Genomic DNA, 17,078 nt, shown 5'->3' on the forward strand with positions numbered 1-17,078 from the left:
AATATCTTTACCATATGTTACATGTCTTGAAGTTTGGAGTTCTGCACACAATAGATTTACCAACCGACAAGGAGGTGAACAGACATGAGCTCAAGCAACACTTTAGTCGTTCCACAAGCTAATGCAGCCTTGGATCAGTTGAAGTACGAGGTAGCTCAGGAGCTAGGTATCGCTATCCCACAAGATGGCTACTATGGCAACATGACTTCTCGTGAAACTGGATCTATTGGTGGTAGCATTACTCGTCGCCTGGTGCAAATCGCAGAACAATCTCTAGCAGGTCAATTCAAGTAATCTTGAATAACACACGCTTTTGACTCTGCAAAACAGGAAGTATTGGACTTTGCGCTCCACTCGGAGCTAGTCCAATGCTTCTTTGTTTTGTGGGGCTAACTTAAGCATCTGCACCCTGCCATTGCTCCGTGTCCGTGTATAGCTTCGTATACTTCTCATAGTAATAAAGAACACGCTGCACATAATGACGGGTTTCACCAAATGGAATATCACGAATATTGTCTTCAGAACCGTCCCAAACGTTACCGTTTTTCCATTTATTCACATTACCTTGACCTGCATTATACGCTGCAATGGCATAGACTAAATTCCCATTATAATGCTTAATTAACCAATTAAGATACCATGACCCTAAATAAATATTAATATCAACTCGAAGCAAATCTTCTTGTGTATGAGGCCCTAGATTCGAGGATTCAACAATCCAGTCAGCGGTATCAGGCATAAGCTGCATGAGCCCTAATGCCCCTTTGCTTGATTCTAAATGATATTTATAATTCGTTTCGACGCGAATAATAGCTGCAATTAGAAATGGGTCTATATTGTGTTTCGCCGCGCTTTGCTTAATCTCCTGCTGAAAGTAGATGGGATATAGCTTTCTACCTATAATTGCGCTATTCATGAAGAGAATCATGATAAATGCGATAAGCAGAAGAGCAAACATTCGTTTTTTCCGAAAGAACGTCATGCCAATCCCTTCCCTACCCAGAACAGCTCCACCCTCATGTTGGTTTCTTCCCAAGTTCCGCTATTGTCAATCACGATATCGGCTAGCTTTCGTTTTTCCTCAATCGACATCTGTGCATCAAGTCGAAGCTGAGCATTCTCGGCTGACAAGCCATCTCGCTGCATCAGGCGCTCCAATTGCAAGTGACGCGGAATGTAAACAACCATGATCTCCTCAAACATTGAGACCAGATTCGATTCTATGAGTAAAGGAACATCGACCACCACCAGTTTGGTGGGGAAGTCCCGTTCATACAAAGTCATTTGTTCACGCATCTTTGCCCGAATTGGGGGATGCAACAAGCCATCTAGCTGCTTTCTCGCTTCAGGCGATCCAAAGATAATTTCACCAAGCTTCTTACGTTGCAAAGATCCATCGGGTCCAATCACAGCTTGTCCAAAATGCGCAGCAACCTGTTCGAGAACAGGGCTGCCAGGCTCGACGACATCACGAGCGATCTGATCGGCGTCGATTAAAAGTGCGCCACGGCTAACGAGCATGCGGCTAACCGTACTTTTTCCACAAGCAATACCTCCAGTTAAGCCGATATTCATAAGCGATTCTCTCCTAAAGGTTCATTGTGAGTGAACTATAGCATTTTCAAAAGTCCCATGACAATAAGTACACAGCCTGGGAGAATAGACAGCTTCTTCATCCAGTTCATTTCTGCATATCGGAAACCAATCCGCAAGCCGACTGCAAGTAAGGAGCCGCTTGAAATTGAAATGACGGAAGCCGTCAGTAACGGCACGAAGCCAATAAGCGCAGCGCCGATTCCCGCTCCGAAGGCATCCAAAGACAGCGCTAAGCCGAGCAAAGTAGCCTCAGAGGCTGAAATATTGCCTGATTTATCTACGTCCGCTATGGAAGGCGTTCGTAAAATTTGAATCACTAGCCCAAAACGTTTCAGCTCAATACTTAGAATCTCTTTGGTCCGCTGTAACGTATCGAACGTCACCGGCTCCACGTAACCAGAGTTGCGAATCTCTCCATAAGGCATGCTGCTAACCATCGCTTGATCTGCCGTTGCAGCTGTTTGCTCTTGTTGCGTTTGGTTTTTCTGCCCTTGTCTCATTTGAACAAGAGCCCAAACGCCAATACCGATTAAAATGAGCGCCCCTATCCGCTTAGCAAACCCAGGGGACATGAAGGAAGACATCAAAACGCCGATCTGCATCGAAGTAAAAATAATGATACCAGACCAAAGCGATATAATTCCAATTGAGATAAGGGGTATTCGTATTTTACGTAACCCATACATCACACCAACACCGAAACCGTCCAAAGAAACTGCAAATGCCAAAATGAGCAGAGATATGACAGGAAGCATACAAACCCTCCTAAGCGTTTTACCCAAATAACAAGCCATATGGGCTGTTACCTAGGCTAAGTACTCCATATCATATGGGGAGGGTACGCTTCTCGTGCCTATTTCTCAGGACTTCTTTCGCGACCGCTTGGGCTTCAAAGGTTGACAAGTGAGACATATGTGTGTCCCTCTGCCTCCCACGACGGTTTTCACAATCTCCTGGCCGCACGTTTTGCATGGCTGTGATTGTCTGCCATAAATGTTTAATTGGTGCTGGAAAAGGCCGATTTCGCCTTGTCCATTCACATAGGATTTAATGGATGATCCGCCTACCTCAACGGATTCTTGGAGGGTACGAATAATCGCCTCATGCAACAAGGCTAACTCCTTCTTACTCAGTGAGGAAGCTTCCCGTTCGGGATGGATCCCCGCTAAGAAGAGGGACTCGTCTACATAAATATTCCCGATACCCACGATATATGCTTGATTGAGCAGCAACGGCTTGATCTTCGTAGCTCGATGACCAATCACCCCGCGGAATGCTTCGAGGGTGAACGCCTCATCGAGCGGCTCAAGACCGAGCTTCACCAATGGTGGCTGCGTAAGCTCATCCCCCTTCGGAAACAAGTGCATCGTGCCGAATTGCCGCACATCCTTGTACCGCAGCTCACTTTCATCTGTAAAACGGAACAAAACATGCGTATGCGGCTCTAGCGGATCATCGCCTGCGTACAAGCCATAGCGACCTTCCATACGCAAATGGGAGACCATCACATAATCCGTGAGCACGAAGCGAAGAAACTTCCCTCTTCGTTCAATCGTTTCAATGGTTTGTCCTTGCAGCAGCGTTTCAAACTGCTGAATATCGTCCGGCTTTTGGATAATACGAGGCAGTCTAACCTCAACATGGGCGATCGTTTTTCCTGTAATTAACTCATTCAGTGTTCGTTTGACGGTTTCCACCTCGGGTAGCTCAGGCAAGGTGCGCACCTCCTTCTAGGTGTTGGGAGCGGCAGTTCATACCACTAGACCCCTTGTTACTTCGCATCATACCAAGTTAGACCGAAATCAACATCTGCACGTAAAGGAACGTCCAGCTTCAGCGCAGCTGCCATGACTTCAGGCACCAGCTCCTTCATCGTTTCCAGCTCATCAGCTGGCACTTCAAAGACAAGCTCATCGTGTACTTGAAGCAGCATGCGGCTCTTCAGCCCTTCTTTCACCAAGCGATCTGCCATTTGAACCATGGCAAGCTTGATAATATCTGCCGCTGTCCCTTGGATCGGCGTATTCATGGCCGTACGCTCTGCGAATGAACGTATATTAAAGTTCGAATGCGTAATTTCGGGCAATAAGCGTCGACGCTGAAGCAACGTGGTTACGTATCCGTCACGACGAGCATCCTTGACGATTTCATCCATATATCGACGAACCCCTTGGAACACCGCGAAATACTGTTCAATGAACTGAGCGGCTTCCCGACGGGTAATATCTAAGTTCTGTGACAGGCCGTAGTCGCTGATTCCGTATACGATTCCGAAGTTAACGGCTTTCGCTTGACGGCGCATATTGCTGTCAACGGCGCTTTCTTCCACACCGAAGACGTCCATCGCGGTCTTCGTGTGAATGTCCATATTCTGAAGGAATGCTTCCTTCAGCTTCTCATCTTGCGAGATGTGCGCTAGCACGCGCAGCTCGATCTGAGAGTAATCCGCAGCAAGAATGTACCATCCAGGCTCGGATGGAACAAAGACTTTGCGGATCTTGCGGCCTTCCTCCAGACGAATCGGAATGTTCTGGAGGTTCGGGAACTGGCTGCTTAGTCGTCCCGTCGCGGCAATCGTCTGCCGGTAATAGGTGTGCACCTTACCGGTCTCTGGCCGGACCTCTTTGAGCAGCCCCTCGACATACGTCGACTGCAGCTTCGCTAGCGAACGGTAGTGCAAGATCTGCCCGACAACTTCGTTGTAGGGCGCAAGACGTTCCAGCACCTCGGCATCCGTCGAATAGCCGGTCTTGGTCTTCTTCGAAGCTGGCAGTCCCAGCTTCTCAAACAGAACCTCACCGAGCTGCTTCGGTGAGTTGATGTTGAACTCGACGCCGGCGAGCTTGTAAATGCTGGACATGATCGTGTCCAGCTGCTTCCCAAGCTCCACGCCGAGCGTTTTGAGCCCCTCGGCATCCACCGCGATGCCGCGCATCTCCATCTCCGCGAGAACGCCGGAGAGAGGCAATTCAAGCTCGTAGAAGAGTTGATGCATCTCACTCTTCTCTAATTCATCGCGCAGCACGGGCACCATGCGCGCCATCGCCATCGCTTTGCGACCCACGTGGTCGCTAAGCGCAGCGAGTTCCGGCAGGCGAAACTTCGCGCCTTTGCCGAACACATCCTCGTCTGCCTTCACAGAAGGCAGACCGTACTTCACCGACAGACCGCTCAAGCTGAGATTCGACTCCGTCGGATCAAGGAGATAAGCGGCCAGCAGCACGTCGAAATCCACCCCTGCTAGGTGGATGCCCTGCCAAGCCAGCGCCAGCTGCGCGCGGTGCAGGTCGAAGAGCTGCTTCTTCTTGGAAGCATCGCCGAGCCAATCGCGCAGCGGCTTACCTGCTTCGCTTTGCAGCAGGGCAAACGGCACATAATACGAAGTGTTGGCAGCACCATCATCGATAAACCACACAACCCCAACCATCACCGCTTGATGTGGATTCTCACCAACCGCTTCCACATGGATCGCGGCATGGTCGTCCAATTTGGCAACCAACTCACCCATATTAGCTTCTGTAACCGCAACGGCTTCCAGACTTTCGATGACGAGATCTTCAGCTTCTACGCTGACAGAACCGAAATCCATCTTCTCCAGCAGCGACTTGAACTCCAGCTTGCGAAACATACTGGATAACGCTTGTCCATCGAAGCCATCATAACGGAACGATTCCCAAGCTGTTTCCATCGGGACTTCACGGTAAATAGTGGCCAGCTCTTTGCTCATGAGTGCACTCTTGGCATGCTCTTCCACTTTCTCTTTCATTTTGCCTTTCAGACTTGCTGTGTTTGCCAACACTTCTTCGACCGTGCCAAAGTCATGCAGCATTTTAAGAGCCGTCTTCTCACCAACGCCGGGAATACCCGGAATATTATCGGACGTATCGCCCATGAGACCTTTCAAATCAATGATTTGATCCGGCGTAAGCCCGTATTTCTCTTTAATGGCTTCAGGATCGAAGCGATCCATCTCGCTGATTCCCTTGCGGGTAATCGCAACCGTCACTTGCTCAGAGGCAAGTTGGAGCATATCTTTATCACCAGACACGAGGAGAACTTTCTCCCCTCTCGCATCCGCTTCTTTCGTCAACGTGCCGATAATATCATCCGCTTCATAGCCAGATAGCTCGAATTGCGGGATTTTGAAAGCCTTCAGCAATTCTTTAATCAAAGGAAATTGTTCGGAAAGCTCTGTCGGCGTTTTCGCACGACCGCCTTTATACTCGGTATATTCTTTATGTCGGAACGTAATTTTCCCCGCATCAAATGCAACAAGAAAATGGGTTGGCTTTTCTTCTTCAATCAATTTCAGCAGCATGGTCGTAAATCCATATACCGCATTGGTATGTAAACCGCTTGAATTACTCAGCAAAGGTAACGCATAGAAGGCACGAAACGCGATTGAGTTCCCATCAATAATAATAAGCTTATCCATAAGTTCCACCCCAATTTTAAACATACTTCCTTCATCATAGCATACGAAATTAAAATAAAAAAACGGTTCCCTACATAAACATGTAAGGAGCCGAAATTTTACAAGTTAGGACGGTCAGGTCTTCAGAAGGAGGTTCTCCGTATGAGTCCTTTTTTCTCACCCACACGTAAAAAGGTTATATTTTTTGATATGAATAACACGATCCTTGATCGCAGACAATGCTTCGACTCCGCTTTTCTTGAAGTTATGCAGGATTTCACGGCACGGTGGGAAACAGAGGATTCGAAACTGACCGCGCAAGAGGCACTGCTTAGCTATAAGTCCGAGTGGAGCCGCCATCGCAAAACGCCTATCCGAAGCCCTATCTCGCCAGACGAGTTGCGGCATATTTGTTTAATCAAAGCACTCCATCCATTTCCGATGCAAGTGAGCACGGCGTTTACGCGATCCTTTTTCAATCAAATCGAAGAGAAAGAGGACAATTTCGTTGCTTTATTTCCAGGGGTAGAAGACACACTAGAGCTGCTGGCACGTCAATATAAGTTGGCGATTATCAGCAATGGAAATCGAAATCGACTACAACGTAATTTGGAGAAAATGAAGCTGACCTCCTGGTTCGACCAAGAGCGTTTATTTACAACGGAGAATGATGGACCACGGAAGCCGCATCCCGCGATTTTTGAGCAAGCCCTGAAATCGATGAACACGGCTGCGGGCCAGAGTGTGATGGTTGGGAATTCATGGCGTAATGATGTGGTAGGTGCGGCTTCTACTGGGATGGATGCGGTCTGGATTCACCCAGCCAATATTAAGAAAATCTCTGAGAGGCGGATTGGGAAGCAGAAAGTGATCATCGTTCGTTCATTTAAACAACTAATCTATACGTTCTGAAACTCTTCACAGCATTCGTTAGCCAATCGTTTGGAAACAATAAATACTGCCTTGATGCGCCTTCGCTTTCTTTTTGAGTTGAGCCGCTGTTTGAGAAATATAGTCTAGTGAAATAGGGGACTCACAGCTGCAGATGACTAAAGATAAGGACACCGTGACCCCTTCGCTTTTCACTTGCTGGCCCCCCCGATCCACCACATACTCCCAATCTTCGCCTTCATAGAACATACGGACTCCGGTTTCGAAGCGATTGATGATTTCCTGACACAAGAGTTTCGGTGATAACGAGGTGGATATCGCAATAAAATCATCACCGCCCACATGACCGACAAAATCGCTTGGTGTTCCATAGAAAGCGATGGCTTGCTGCATTAAGTCCGCCATATACTGAATTAATTGATCCCCTTTTTGAAAACCAAAACGGTCATTGTACCATTTAAAATAATCCAAATCCGCATAGATCACATGAAATGGCACTCTCGCCGTTATTCGTTTGTTCAATTCCCGATTAATTTGCAAATTCCCCGGAAGGCCTGTTAGTGGATTCGCGACGCGTGCTGATTCCATTTTCACATTCGTAATACTCTCTAATATCGTTCGTATGGATGCTGAACCTGCCATTTTCCCCTGACTAGTAATGATGACAAGGTCGTATAAATGATGAATCGCACGTGAAGTTGCTAACTGGGACACTTGCTCCACAGGCGTTAACTCGTCTACGATTAAGGGAGAAGCATCCATCACACTATCAATCGTGCGATTCCAGTACAGGGAGTAAGCATATTGACCAGCCAAATGCTGGAATAAGCGATCTCTCATCATAAGTCCGCGCGGCTCATCGTCATGAACAATGACAACCCCGACTGCCTCTTGATTTTTTTTGAAAAACTCCGCAATTTCAGAAATTTGCACTTTCGTATGGAACACACCAACGGGTGTTTTCAGCTCGCCAATATGCCAAGTCATAGTGCTCCCTTGTACGTTGCGATGCTGCCAAATGGTCATTTTATGCGTGTCTTGAACAGTCGCAATGGATGTAGAAGGTCTCCCGAGTAAAAAGCCTTGCGCATAATGCACACCCATTTGAGTTAATTTGGCTAGCTCCTCTACTTGTTCAATGCCCTCAGCGATCAACGAAATGTTCATTTTCTGAGCAAAGGTGACGAAGGTTTCGAGAATATAAGCTTTCACTTTATTCAAATGAATATTTTCAATCAATGAACGATCGATTTTAATAAAATCAGGCTGAAGCTCGGCAATCGCTTGGAGTGAAGAATATCCTGCCCCCGCGTCATCAATCGCAATGCGATAACCCTGTGTCCGATAATGAGCTAAAATTTTCTTAGCCAAAGTGAAGTCCTCGATCGAACTTCTTTCCGTAATTTCGAATACGACATTGCTCGGACGAAGTCCATACTGCTGAAGAATCTCAAGCGTCTTACCTGGAATAAAGCCAGGATCCTCTAAAACGTGTGACGAGATATTAATAAATAACAATTGCTGTCCGTGTTCCAAAATGGAACCTTGTATCGCCTTCTCACGTGCTAGCCGCTCTAGACGATATAGCTCACCTTGCTGCTCCGCATACTGAAACATCGCGAGCGGCGAATGGAAAGGGCCGTCCACCGGACCGCGAGTTAAAGCTTCATACCCCATCACTTGTCCATCTTGCAAGGATACAATTGGTTGATAAACGGAAGAAATCCGTTGTTCTTCTATCAACTTATGAAACTCTATCGCGACTTCTGACTGAGTAAACATGTCCATCATCCTCATCTATTTCTGCATCTACCCCAAGTCTAGCAAATCAAATGATAGGTAAGATTAACCATATGTAAAATGTATGTAAAGACTTTAAGAAAAAAAGAGGGAATTACACTTTTTCCTCGAAAAGGTGAGGTATGGATTGTAGGTGCGTATAGCAGATCTCGTGCGGAAAGGACATCCGATGGAACAACAAGTAAAAATCTTGGCGGTAGATGATCGCTATGAAAACTTGCTGGCTCTGAATAGCATTCTGGCCTCTTCTTCCTATGACGTTATTTCTTTACAATCAGGGGAGGAAGCACTTCGCTATTTATTAAAAGAACCTGCTGACCATATTGCAGTTATTTTGATGGATGTGCAGATGCCAGGGCTTAGCGGTTTTGAAACCGTAGAATTAATAAAGCAACGGAAAGCCTGCCAAGATATCCCAATTATATTCTTAACCGCCTTGAGCACCTCGATTGAGCATGTTTTGCGAGGCTATCATGTGGGTTCGATTGATTACTTATTTAAACCTGTACATCCCAAAATGCTGCGCATGAAGGTGGATGGCTTTGTTAATATGCATCTGAACCATCAGAAGCTGAAAGCTCAAAGCGAGCTTTTACATAAACGTACATTAGATCTTGAAGAAACGAATCGCAAGCTGGCAGAAGCTGAGGAGAAGTTAATAGAGCAAAACTTACTTCTCGAGAATTGGGTCGAAGAGCGTACATCTGAGCTGGTCGATGCCCATGAGAAGCTTATGAACTCCCAAGAACATTTCAAAAAAATGTTCATCCTCTCCCCTTCCTTAATGGCCATTCGCCGTTTACCTGATCTTACCTATCTGGATGTTAATGAAAGCTGGAAGCAGCATACAGGCTATGGAGACGAGGTTATTGGCACAGCCTTGAATCTATTGCGTGACGATCTTAATAATTCCACTAAATATGGCGATATTGTCCGTAATGAGAAAGTTCGTTACGTTACCAAATCTGGCGACATTCGGACTGCGCTCCTATCCACAGAGATCATCGATATCGAGGATGAAAATTGCTTGCTCCATGTCGCAGTTGATATTACGGAAAGTCTTCGATTTGAAACCGAAATGGCGCGCCTTGCTCAGTTAAACCTAGTCGGCGAAATGGCCGCGGGTATCGCACATGAAATTCGGAATCCGATGACGACGATTCGTGGCTTCCTTCAACTCTTTCAAGAAAATGATCGACATATGCAAAAAGAATATATCCCCATCATGTTGGAAGAATTGGACAGGGCCAACGATATTATTACGGAATATCTTTCTCTAGCCAAAAATAAGCAATCCTATCAACGTCCTGAGAGTATTAACCGTATCATTGAAAGCTTGCTGCCTCTGATTCAAGCAGAAGCCGTCATGTCAGGCAAACATGTGAATGGTCAATTCGGATATTGTCCGGAGATACAACTTGACGACAAAGAGATGCGGCAGCTTATTCTGAACATGTGTATGAATGGTCTTGAAGCTATGAGCATAGGCGGAACGCTATCGATCGAAACCTATCAGGAGCCTGAACACGTTGTCCTCTTAATTGCTGATCAGGGTAGTGGCATTAAGACAGAGCATTTGGAGAAGCTAGGCCGCCCCTTCTTCACGACGAAGGATGAAGGCACTGGACTCGGTTTAGCCATCTGCTATAGTATTGCTGCCAGACATCACGCTACGATTGAAGTGAGCTCCAGTCCAAATGGGACGACCTTCTTCATTCGCTTCCCGCTTCATTCCAAATGATAAAAGGGCCATCCCCAAGAGTAGATTTAATCTACTTTTGGAGATGGCCCTTCTCTATGTCGCTTACACGTTCAGATCTTTCCGTTTCCCCGTAACCATGTAGATGACACCTTCGCCGATATTCGTGGTATGATCTGCCACACGCTCCAAGAAGTGCGCAACAAACAACAGATGGGTCAATTGACGATTCCGGTGATAATCGGTACCCATCATCCCCATCAGCTCCTGCATCACCGTACTGTACAGCTTATCTACACGGTCATCCTTCTCGGCCAGCGATGCCGCCCTATGTACATCGCGTTCCGTATAGGATAGAAGGCTCTCATGCAACATTTCGATAGCAATTTCCGCCATTTGCGGAATGACTTCTAGTGGCTTCACCAGCTCTTCACCAGCAAAACGAATCGTGATCTTCGCGATATCGACAGCATGATCTGCAATACGTTCCAAGTCCGTGGCAATCTTCAAAGCCGTTCCAATAATTCGCAGATCACTAGCCATGGGTTGTTGAAGAGCAATTAATCGTAAACATAGCTCATCAATGGTCGTTAAATAATCATCAATAAGATCATCCTTCTGGATGACTTGCTGAGCGGCTTTCTCATCCAGCTTGGCAAGGGACTCCACGGAGGTGTAAATTAAATCCTCCACACTTTCTCCCATTTGCTGTAATTCCTTCTGCAATAGTGCCAACGACTGATGAAACCCTGGTCTTGCATCCATGTGTATCTCTCCCTTTATGTGTTTTAACCGAAACGTCCGGTAATGTAATCTTCTGTACGTTGATCATTCGGATTCGTGAAGATCTTATCGGTTTGGTCGGTTTCGACTAAATAACCGTTCAGGAAGAAAGAGGTTTTATCTGAGATTCTCGCTGCTTGTTGCATGTTGTGGGTCACGATGATGATCGTATATTTCTCTTTTAACGTTTGTGTTAGTTCTTCTACTTTCAATGTTGAAATAGGATCCAAAGCCGATGTTGGCTCATCCATCAGCAATACATCTGGTTCGACAGCGAGTAATCGTGCGATACATAAACGTTGCTGTTGTCCCCCGGATAATCCCATCGCAGACTTATTCAGTCGATCCTTGACTTCTTCCCAAAGCGCAGCTTGTACGAGACTGCGTTCTACAATTTCATCTAACACAGCTTTCTTCTTGATACCGTGAATTCTTGGACCATAAGCGATGTTATCATAGATACTCATTGGGAATGGATTTGGACGTTGAAATACCATACCCACACGTTTACGCAGCGACACGACATCGGAATCGGAGCCATAAATATTGTGGCCGTTCACGGCTACATTCCCTGTGATCCGCACATTATCGATGAGATCATTCATTCGGTTCAACGTACGAAGGAACGTGGATTTCCCGCAACCCGAAGGACCGATCAACGCGGCGATAGATCCTGTTTCGATATTCAAATCAATATCGTGAAGCGCTTGGTTTTCGCCATAAAACAAATTCAATTTCTCTGCTTTAATTTTGTACTTCGTCGCGATAGCCATATGTTATTTCCCCCCGGAAAGTCTTTTTTGTAAGATTCGACTTGGTATCGAAACCAGCAGATTGAAGATCAGAACAACGATTAAGAGTAAAGCGGCACTGCCCTTGGCAATCTCTTTCGCATCAGGAACAAGTGATTCTGCACCGATGTACCAGAGATGAACGGAGAGCGTCTCTCCCATTTTGAGCGGATTGAAATCTGGGAAAAAGCGCGATACGGACAAGCCAGCTGTGTATATGAGAATCGCGGATTCCCCAAGCGCCCGTCCGGCGATTAGCGTAATACCTGTAATCAAGCTTGGTAAAGCGGCTGGAATGAGCACCTTACGAATGGCCTGCCATTTCGTTGAGCCTAGCGCCAAGCTAGCCTCCCAATAGGAGTCAGGCACTGTCCGAATGGCTTCCTCTGTCACCCGAACCATGACGGGCAAATTCAGCAAGGCTACAGTGGCCGCGCCACCAATTAATGAAAATTTGAGTCCTAGCAAGTTAGCGAATAGAAGAAATCCGAAAAGACCAAATACGATAGATGGTACGGAAGATAGTGCCTCTACGGAAATACGGACGAGATCAGTGAACCAATTCTTTTGCGCATAAATGGCTAAGTAAATACCTGAAAATAAACCGATTGGAATCGAAATCACAAGTGACAGGAACAGTACGTAGAATGAGTTGAAAAGCTGAGGTCCTACGCCACCGCCGGCTTTGATTTCTTCGGGCTTACCGAAGATAAAATGCCAGGATAAATGCGGGATGCCATCTCCTAGAATGCGAACGAGAAACCATGCCAGAATCCCGATAATGACGATGCCTGATGTCCAGAAATAGATGGTTGCGATGCGATCCGTTGATTTACTTGTCATTTGAGTTCACTCCTCTTGGCTACAATACGAATGATGAGAATGAGGGATAAGGAGATGACAAGTAAAAGCAAAGCCATCAAATAGAGCGCGTTATTCCAGGTTGAGCCATAATTTGTATTCCCCATATCTTTAACGATGGCGGTTGTTAGTACTGTCGTTGAATCGAGAAGCGATTTGGGCATTTGCGGTGAGTTCCCGATAACCATGAACACGGCCATCGTTTCGCCAATCGCGCGGCCCATCCCAAGGATGATCGCTGTTAGAATACCAGGTCTCGCTGCTGGCAGGAGTACACGCCACATCGTTTGCCACCGTGTTGCTCCCAGTGCCAATGAGGCTTCTTCCAAACGGCCCGGAAGCGAGCGAATCGCATCTTCGGAAATGGACAGAATAGTAGGTAGAATCATAATGGCTAGAATGATCGCTGCTGGCAAAATGCCATACCCGATGCCACCTGTTATTTTACCTAACGCTGGTACAATGACGGTCATCCCGATCAGTCCATAAACAACTGAAGGAATCCCAACGAATAGATCCGTGGCAGGACGCATGATCTCACGCATCCATTTTGGTGCTATTTTAGCCATAAACAAAGCACCTGATAAGGCGAGCGGAACGGAAATGACGACCGCAACTAGTGTCATGAGTAACGTGCTGTAAAGAAACGGAAATGCGCCGAATTTATTTTGACCAGGTGTCCAATCGGTAGAAAAGAAAAATTCGAGAGGACTCACACCTTGAAAGGTTTTGATACCCTGCATACCTACGAAAATGATGATTGAGAATATAATTGCAGAAACTAGAGCAGCACTGCCAACAAACACCCACCTCATCATTCTATCTTGCCGATGCTGATTTTGAGTCCATTTGGTGACGACTGGGCGACTTGCATCTGATTTCACATTGCTGGTAAGTTGATCTACTATGGAATTCACTGGGTGATTCCCCTTTCTCTACAATACACACGACTTACTATTATCATAGAATACGAATGTCATTGGATCGTAAATGAATTGTTAAGGGAATGTAAAAGTTTTGCGTGTAAGCACGGTATTCCGCGCTTGCAGCGAGTGATCTCCCCGCACACATACACAGAAAAAGAGCGCTGCATGAATATGCAGACGCTCCTGATGGGATATCTTATTTTTTCAACAAATCAGCTGGTAAGAACTTCAATTCACGAACTTGCTTACCTTGAAATTCTTTTGTGGAGATGTAGTCGATGAATGCTTTAGCAGCACCTGTCGCTTCACCTTTTGTATACATGTGCTCAACACCGAACAATTTGTACGTGCCGTTTTTGATGTTTTCTTCGGAGAATGCTACGCCATCAATTTTCAAAGCTTTTACAGTGTCATCGATATACGGCGTATCAACATAACCAATGGAACCGGATTGACCAACAACTGCTGTTTTCATCGCGCCGCTGTTTTCTTGTGTGATACCGTCTTTCGTGAATTCTTTGTTATCCAAAATAATTTGTTTAACTAGTGTACGGGAACCTGAGCTGTCCGGACGGTGAACAAGAACGATTTTCGCGTCATTGCCGCCAACGTCTTTCCAGTTTGTGATTTTACCCATGTAGATGTCAGCCGCTTGTGCTTTTGTTACATTGTCTACTTTAACATCTTTGTTAACGATGAGTGCGAAAGGTGCGATTGCTACTTGGTGATCCACAAGCCCTTTATCTTTATATTCAGCAGCAGGTTCTACGTCGGAGTTACCAATGTCGGATGTTCCGTCTGCTACGTTTTTAATTCCTGTACCTGAACCACCAGCAGTAACGTTAACGGTTACTTTCGGGTTCTTTTCCATAAATTCTGTTGCTGCTTGTTTAACCAATGGAAGAAGAGCACTGGAACCAGAAGCTGTTACTGTGCCGCTCAACTCTGTTTTCGGTGCATCTGTCGGTTTAGCAGAAGCTGAAGCTGCAGTCGTTGCTGCTGTTGTTGCTGCTGCGTTGTTCGTCTCTGTTTTAGCGCCGCAACCAACCAAAGTCCCCATCATAAGTACCGCGGATAATGTAAATGTAATTCCTTTTCTCGACATGAAGTTAAACATAGTTAGCATGTCCTCCTTTGAATGTATGTGCTGGATTTGGTTATGTTCGATCCCCATCTACTTGTGTGTCGAACGACCTTACTTCCATATGGTAACAAGCGAATGTAAATTACAAACCCACGAAACGTTAACGTAATGTAAAACTTTTAATTTACAAATCGTTTACATAGTTCGACGCTTTAGTTAATAGAAGCCCCCTATATTAATAAGTAATTAGACGAAGAATGTCTAAGCTTGTCTATTTATAGGAGGAATACATATGATTAGATTGATGATGTCAAACTTCTCTATGCGTGCAAAATTAATCACAAGCTTCAGTGGTGTATTAGTAATTTTCTTAACCGTTGCTCTGTTTAATCTTCATCAGGTGACACAAATCAAGCAGCATATGATCGATCAGAACGATAAGGTAGATCTTAAAGTAATGGCCTTAGAGCTTAAGAATTTGGTTCAGGAGATGAACATTATCGCTTCGGGCCTTGAGATTTCGAAGAAACCCGAATTTATTGAAAAATACAATAGTAAACGAAAACCTTACAATGATTCCATTAAGAAGATAGGCGATACCGCCAGTACTCCTGATCAACAAAAATGGCGAAGCCAGTTAATCCAAGCCTCTGTTGATTACATTAACAATTTCGATTCAGCAGCTAAAATGGTTCAGGACCCCAACATCAAGCCAACCGATCTTCAGATTAATTTGCTGTACTTATATAGTGAATCGCAAGAGTTGAAGGATAACATTTTTGGATTAGTCGATAAATTTTACATAACCTATGCAGACGGTGCTGCTGCTGCCATCGCTGACTCCTCCAAAGCACTCAATAATAGCCGTACGATCATGTTGGTTGCTTCCGCTGTTGTGTTCTTACTCACCCTTGTTATCGCTTTTCTCATTATTACATCGTTCACGCGTCCGATTTCCATTCTGCAAAAAGCCGTCGCTCGCATTGCCTCCGGGGATTTAACCCATACCATTAATTCTTCTGCCAAAGATGAGCTAGGGCAATTAAGTAACAGCTTCGACCAAATGATTAAACAGGTCAGACTCATGCTTGGCGCGACCAAGGGCATCGCTTCTTCCTTATCTGCCCATTCGCATGAATTTCATCGCTTCTCACAGCTGACGGCTGCGGCTAATACAGATATCCTCAAAGCAATCCACGAGATTTCGACAGGCGCGGATGAACAAGCGATGAAAACAGAGAGCAGCTCATTACTCATTGCCGAGCTTGAAGAAGAAATCCGCGATATCAGCGCGTATACCCATGAAATGAAACGCAGCAGCGACGAGGCAGCTATCGATACGCAGCAAGGTACTGCGTACGTGCAAGCGCTCAAAGCATCGACTGCGCAATCGCAGCTCCTGCTGCACAAGGTTGACGCGGCGATGCAGACGCTCAGCGCTAGCTCGAATCAGATCGGCGCCATCGTGCGCTCGATCATGGAAATTTCAACGCAAACGAATGTTCTTGCGTTGAATGCCGCGATCGAAGCGGCCAGAGCCGGCGTGCATGGCCGCGGCTTCTCCGTGATCGCGGACGAAGTGCGCGAGCTGTCCCTGCAAACGAACGGATCGTCGAAGACGATAAGCGGTATCATCGGGACGCTGCAGGGACAGATTCAGGAACTGCAGCTTTCACTAGGCGATGCGCGTGAATCTGCGCTAACGCAAAGCAGCCACGTGGAAGAAACCTTCGGCGCGTTCAATAGAATTGAACAATCGACGTTAGTCATCCGTGAGCAGATTGTGCAGATTCATCAGAAAATCGAGCAAGCCCAATCGAAAAATGATCATCTTGTTGATTCCGTTCAATTCGTTGCCGCTATTGCGCAAGAGACAGCTGCAGGAGTTGAAGAGGTGAACTCGACCAGTATCCAACAGGACGCGTCGATCCGCCGTATTGCCGAAGAGTCGGATGATATTCTTGAGCTGGCTCAGCAGCTTTTTGCAGAAATTAGCAAGTTTCAAATTGCGGAGGTTGTTAGTGTAGATGAGCCAATAGACATCCATCTGGCTGAAGGGCATATCGTGGAACAAATTGTGGAACAAATCGCAGCCATTGAACAGGAATTGAACGTAGAGCCCGTATTTGAACAGCAGCGTGATGTTCAGCAACAGAAGGAACGCAAGGCTGAACAGCAGCGTTTAGGAGAAAAGAAAGAATTGGTCGGGGTTAAGTAACCCATAGAGCCTCCA

The 17,078-nt window shown here is 46.1% G+C and carries 15 protein-coding genes; 4 read left to right on the top strand and 11 right to left on the bottom strand.

What is annotated here, in order from left to right; all coding sequences use genetic code 11:
- Window positions 1-84: 84 nt before the first annotated feature.
- Entirely contained in the window at window positions 85-294 is a 210-nt protein-coding gene (locus L6I86_RS07220) for an alpha/beta-type small acid-soluble spore protein (protein ID WP_056616653.1), read from the top strand.
- Between the two features lie 100 nt (window positions 295-394).
- Here L6I86_RS07220 and L6I86_RS07225 read toward each other — a convergent pair whose 3' ends face one another.
- From L6I86_RS07225 to polA, 5 genes are all read right to left on the bottom strand, one after another.
- Window positions 395-982 (bottom strand): lytic transglycosylase domain-containing protein, encoded by a 588-nt coding sequence (locus tag L6I86_RS07225; protein WP_236285897.1) that lies wholly within the window; start codon window positions 980-982, stop codon window positions 395-397.
- A complete protein-coding gene (coaE, locus tag L6I86_RS07230) occupies window positions 979-1,575 on the bottom strand; it encodes a dephospho-CoA kinase (RefSeq protein WP_236285898.1) in 597 nt (198 codons plus the stop codon). The genes L6I86_RS07225 and coaE overlap by 4 nt, the downstream gene beginning before the upstream one ends.
- Window positions 1,576-1,610: 35 nt before the next feature.
- Window positions 1,611-2,351: an MntP/YtaF family protein gene (locus L6I86_RS07235; protein WP_236285899.1), complete on the bottom strand. Its 741-nt coding sequence runs from the start codon at window positions 2,349-2,351 to the stop codon at window positions 1,611-1,613.
- Window positions 2,352-2,456: 105 nt separating this feature from the next.
- Entirely contained in the window at window positions 2,457-3,311 is an 855-nt protein-coding gene (gene mutM / locus L6I86_RS07240; protein WP_236285900.1) for a DNA-formamidopyrimidine glycosylase, read from the bottom strand.
- A gap of 56 nt (window positions 3,312-3,367) precedes the next feature.
- On the bottom strand, window positions 3,368-6,031 hold the full coding sequence (polA, locus tag L6I86_RS07245) for a DNA polymerase I (RefSeq protein ID WP_236285901.1): 2,664 nt from the start codon (window positions 6,029-6,031) through the stop codon (window positions 3,368-3,370).
- A gap of 141 nt (window positions 6,032-6,172) precedes the next feature.
- Between polA and L6I86_RS07250 the strand changes: the two genes are divergently transcribed.
- Window positions 6,173-6,922 (top strand): HAD family hydrolase, encoded by a 750-nt coding sequence (locus L6I86_RS07250; RefSeq protein ID WP_236285902.1) that lies wholly within the window; start codon window positions 6,173-6,175, stop codon window positions 6,920-6,922.
- An 18-nt stretch (window positions 6,923-6,940) separates the two neighbouring features.
- Here the strand turns inward: L6I86_RS07250 and L6I86_RS07255 are convergent, their stop codons facing one another.
- Window positions 6,941-8,683, bottom strand: coding sequence for a GGDEF domain-containing protein (locus L6I86_RS07255; protein ID WP_236285903.1), 1,743 nt, complete (start codon window positions 8,681-8,683; stop codon window positions 6,941-6,943).
- A 187-nt stretch (window positions 8,684-8,870) separates the two neighbouring features.
- On the opposite strand from L6I86_RS07255, the gene L6I86_RS07260 reads away from it, so the two are divergent.
- Entirely contained in the window at window positions 8,871-10,442 is a 1,572-nt protein-coding gene (locus L6I86_RS07260; protein WP_236285904.1) for a response regulator, read from the top strand.
- 63 nt (window positions 10,443-10,505) lie between these two features.
- On the opposite strand, the gene phoU is transcribed toward L6I86_RS07260, so the two are convergent.
- The 5 genes from phoU to L6I86_RS07285 form a co-directional block, all read right to left on the bottom strand.
- The gene (phoU, locus tag L6I86_RS07265) at window positions 10,506-11,165 is read right to left on the bottom strand and encodes a phosphate signaling complex protein PhoU (protein WP_056616685.1); all 660 of its coding nucleotides are present in this window, start codon (window positions 11,163-11,165) and stop codon (window positions 10,506-10,508) included.
- A gap of 23 nt (window positions 11,166-11,188) precedes the next feature.
- A complete protein-coding gene (gene pstB, locus L6I86_RS07270; protein ID WP_236285905.1) occupies window positions 11,189-11,956 on the bottom strand; it encodes a phosphate ABC transporter ATP-binding protein PstB in 768 nt (255 codons plus the stop codon).
- A gap of 3 nt (window positions 11,957-11,959) precedes the next feature.
- Complete coding sequence (gene pstA / locus L6I86_RS07275; RefSeq protein WP_056616691.1) at window positions 11,960-12,817, bottom strand: phosphate ABC transporter permease PstA; 858 nt, start codon at window positions 12,815-12,817, stop codon at window positions 11,960-11,962.
- Window positions 12,814-13,752 carry a phosphate ABC transporter permease subunit PstC gene (pstC, locus tag L6I86_RS07280; protein WP_056616694.1) on the bottom strand — a complete coding sequence of 313 codons (939 nt, stop codon included), beginning with the start codon at window positions 13,750-13,752 and terminating at the stop codon, window positions 12,814-12,816. Before pstC ends, pstA begins: the two co-directional genes overlap by 4 nt.
- Before the next feature lie 205 nt (window positions 13,753-13,957).
- Window positions 13,958-14,866 (bottom strand): phosphate ABC transporter substrate-binding protein, encoded by a 909-nt coding sequence (locus L6I86_RS07285; RefSeq protein WP_236285906.1) that lies wholly within the window; start codon window positions 14,864-14,866, stop codon window positions 13,958-13,960.
- Window positions 14,867-15,137: 271 nt separating this feature from the next.
- On the opposite strand from L6I86_RS07285, the gene L6I86_RS07290 reads away from it, so the two are divergent.
- Complete coding sequence (locus L6I86_RS07290) at window positions 15,138-17,063, top strand: methyl-accepting chemotaxis protein (RefSeq protein ID WP_236285907.1); 1,926 nt, start codon at window positions 15,138-15,140, stop codon at window positions 17,061-17,063.
- The last annotated feature ends 15 nt before the right edge of the window (window positions 17,064-17,078 follow it).

This window comes from Paenibacillus allorhizoplanae (genome assembly GCF_927798215.1).
In the GTDB taxonomy this organism is placed as follows: Bacteria; Bacillota; Bacilli; order Paenibacillales; family NBRC-103111; genus Paenibacillus_E; species Paenibacillus_E allorhizoplanae.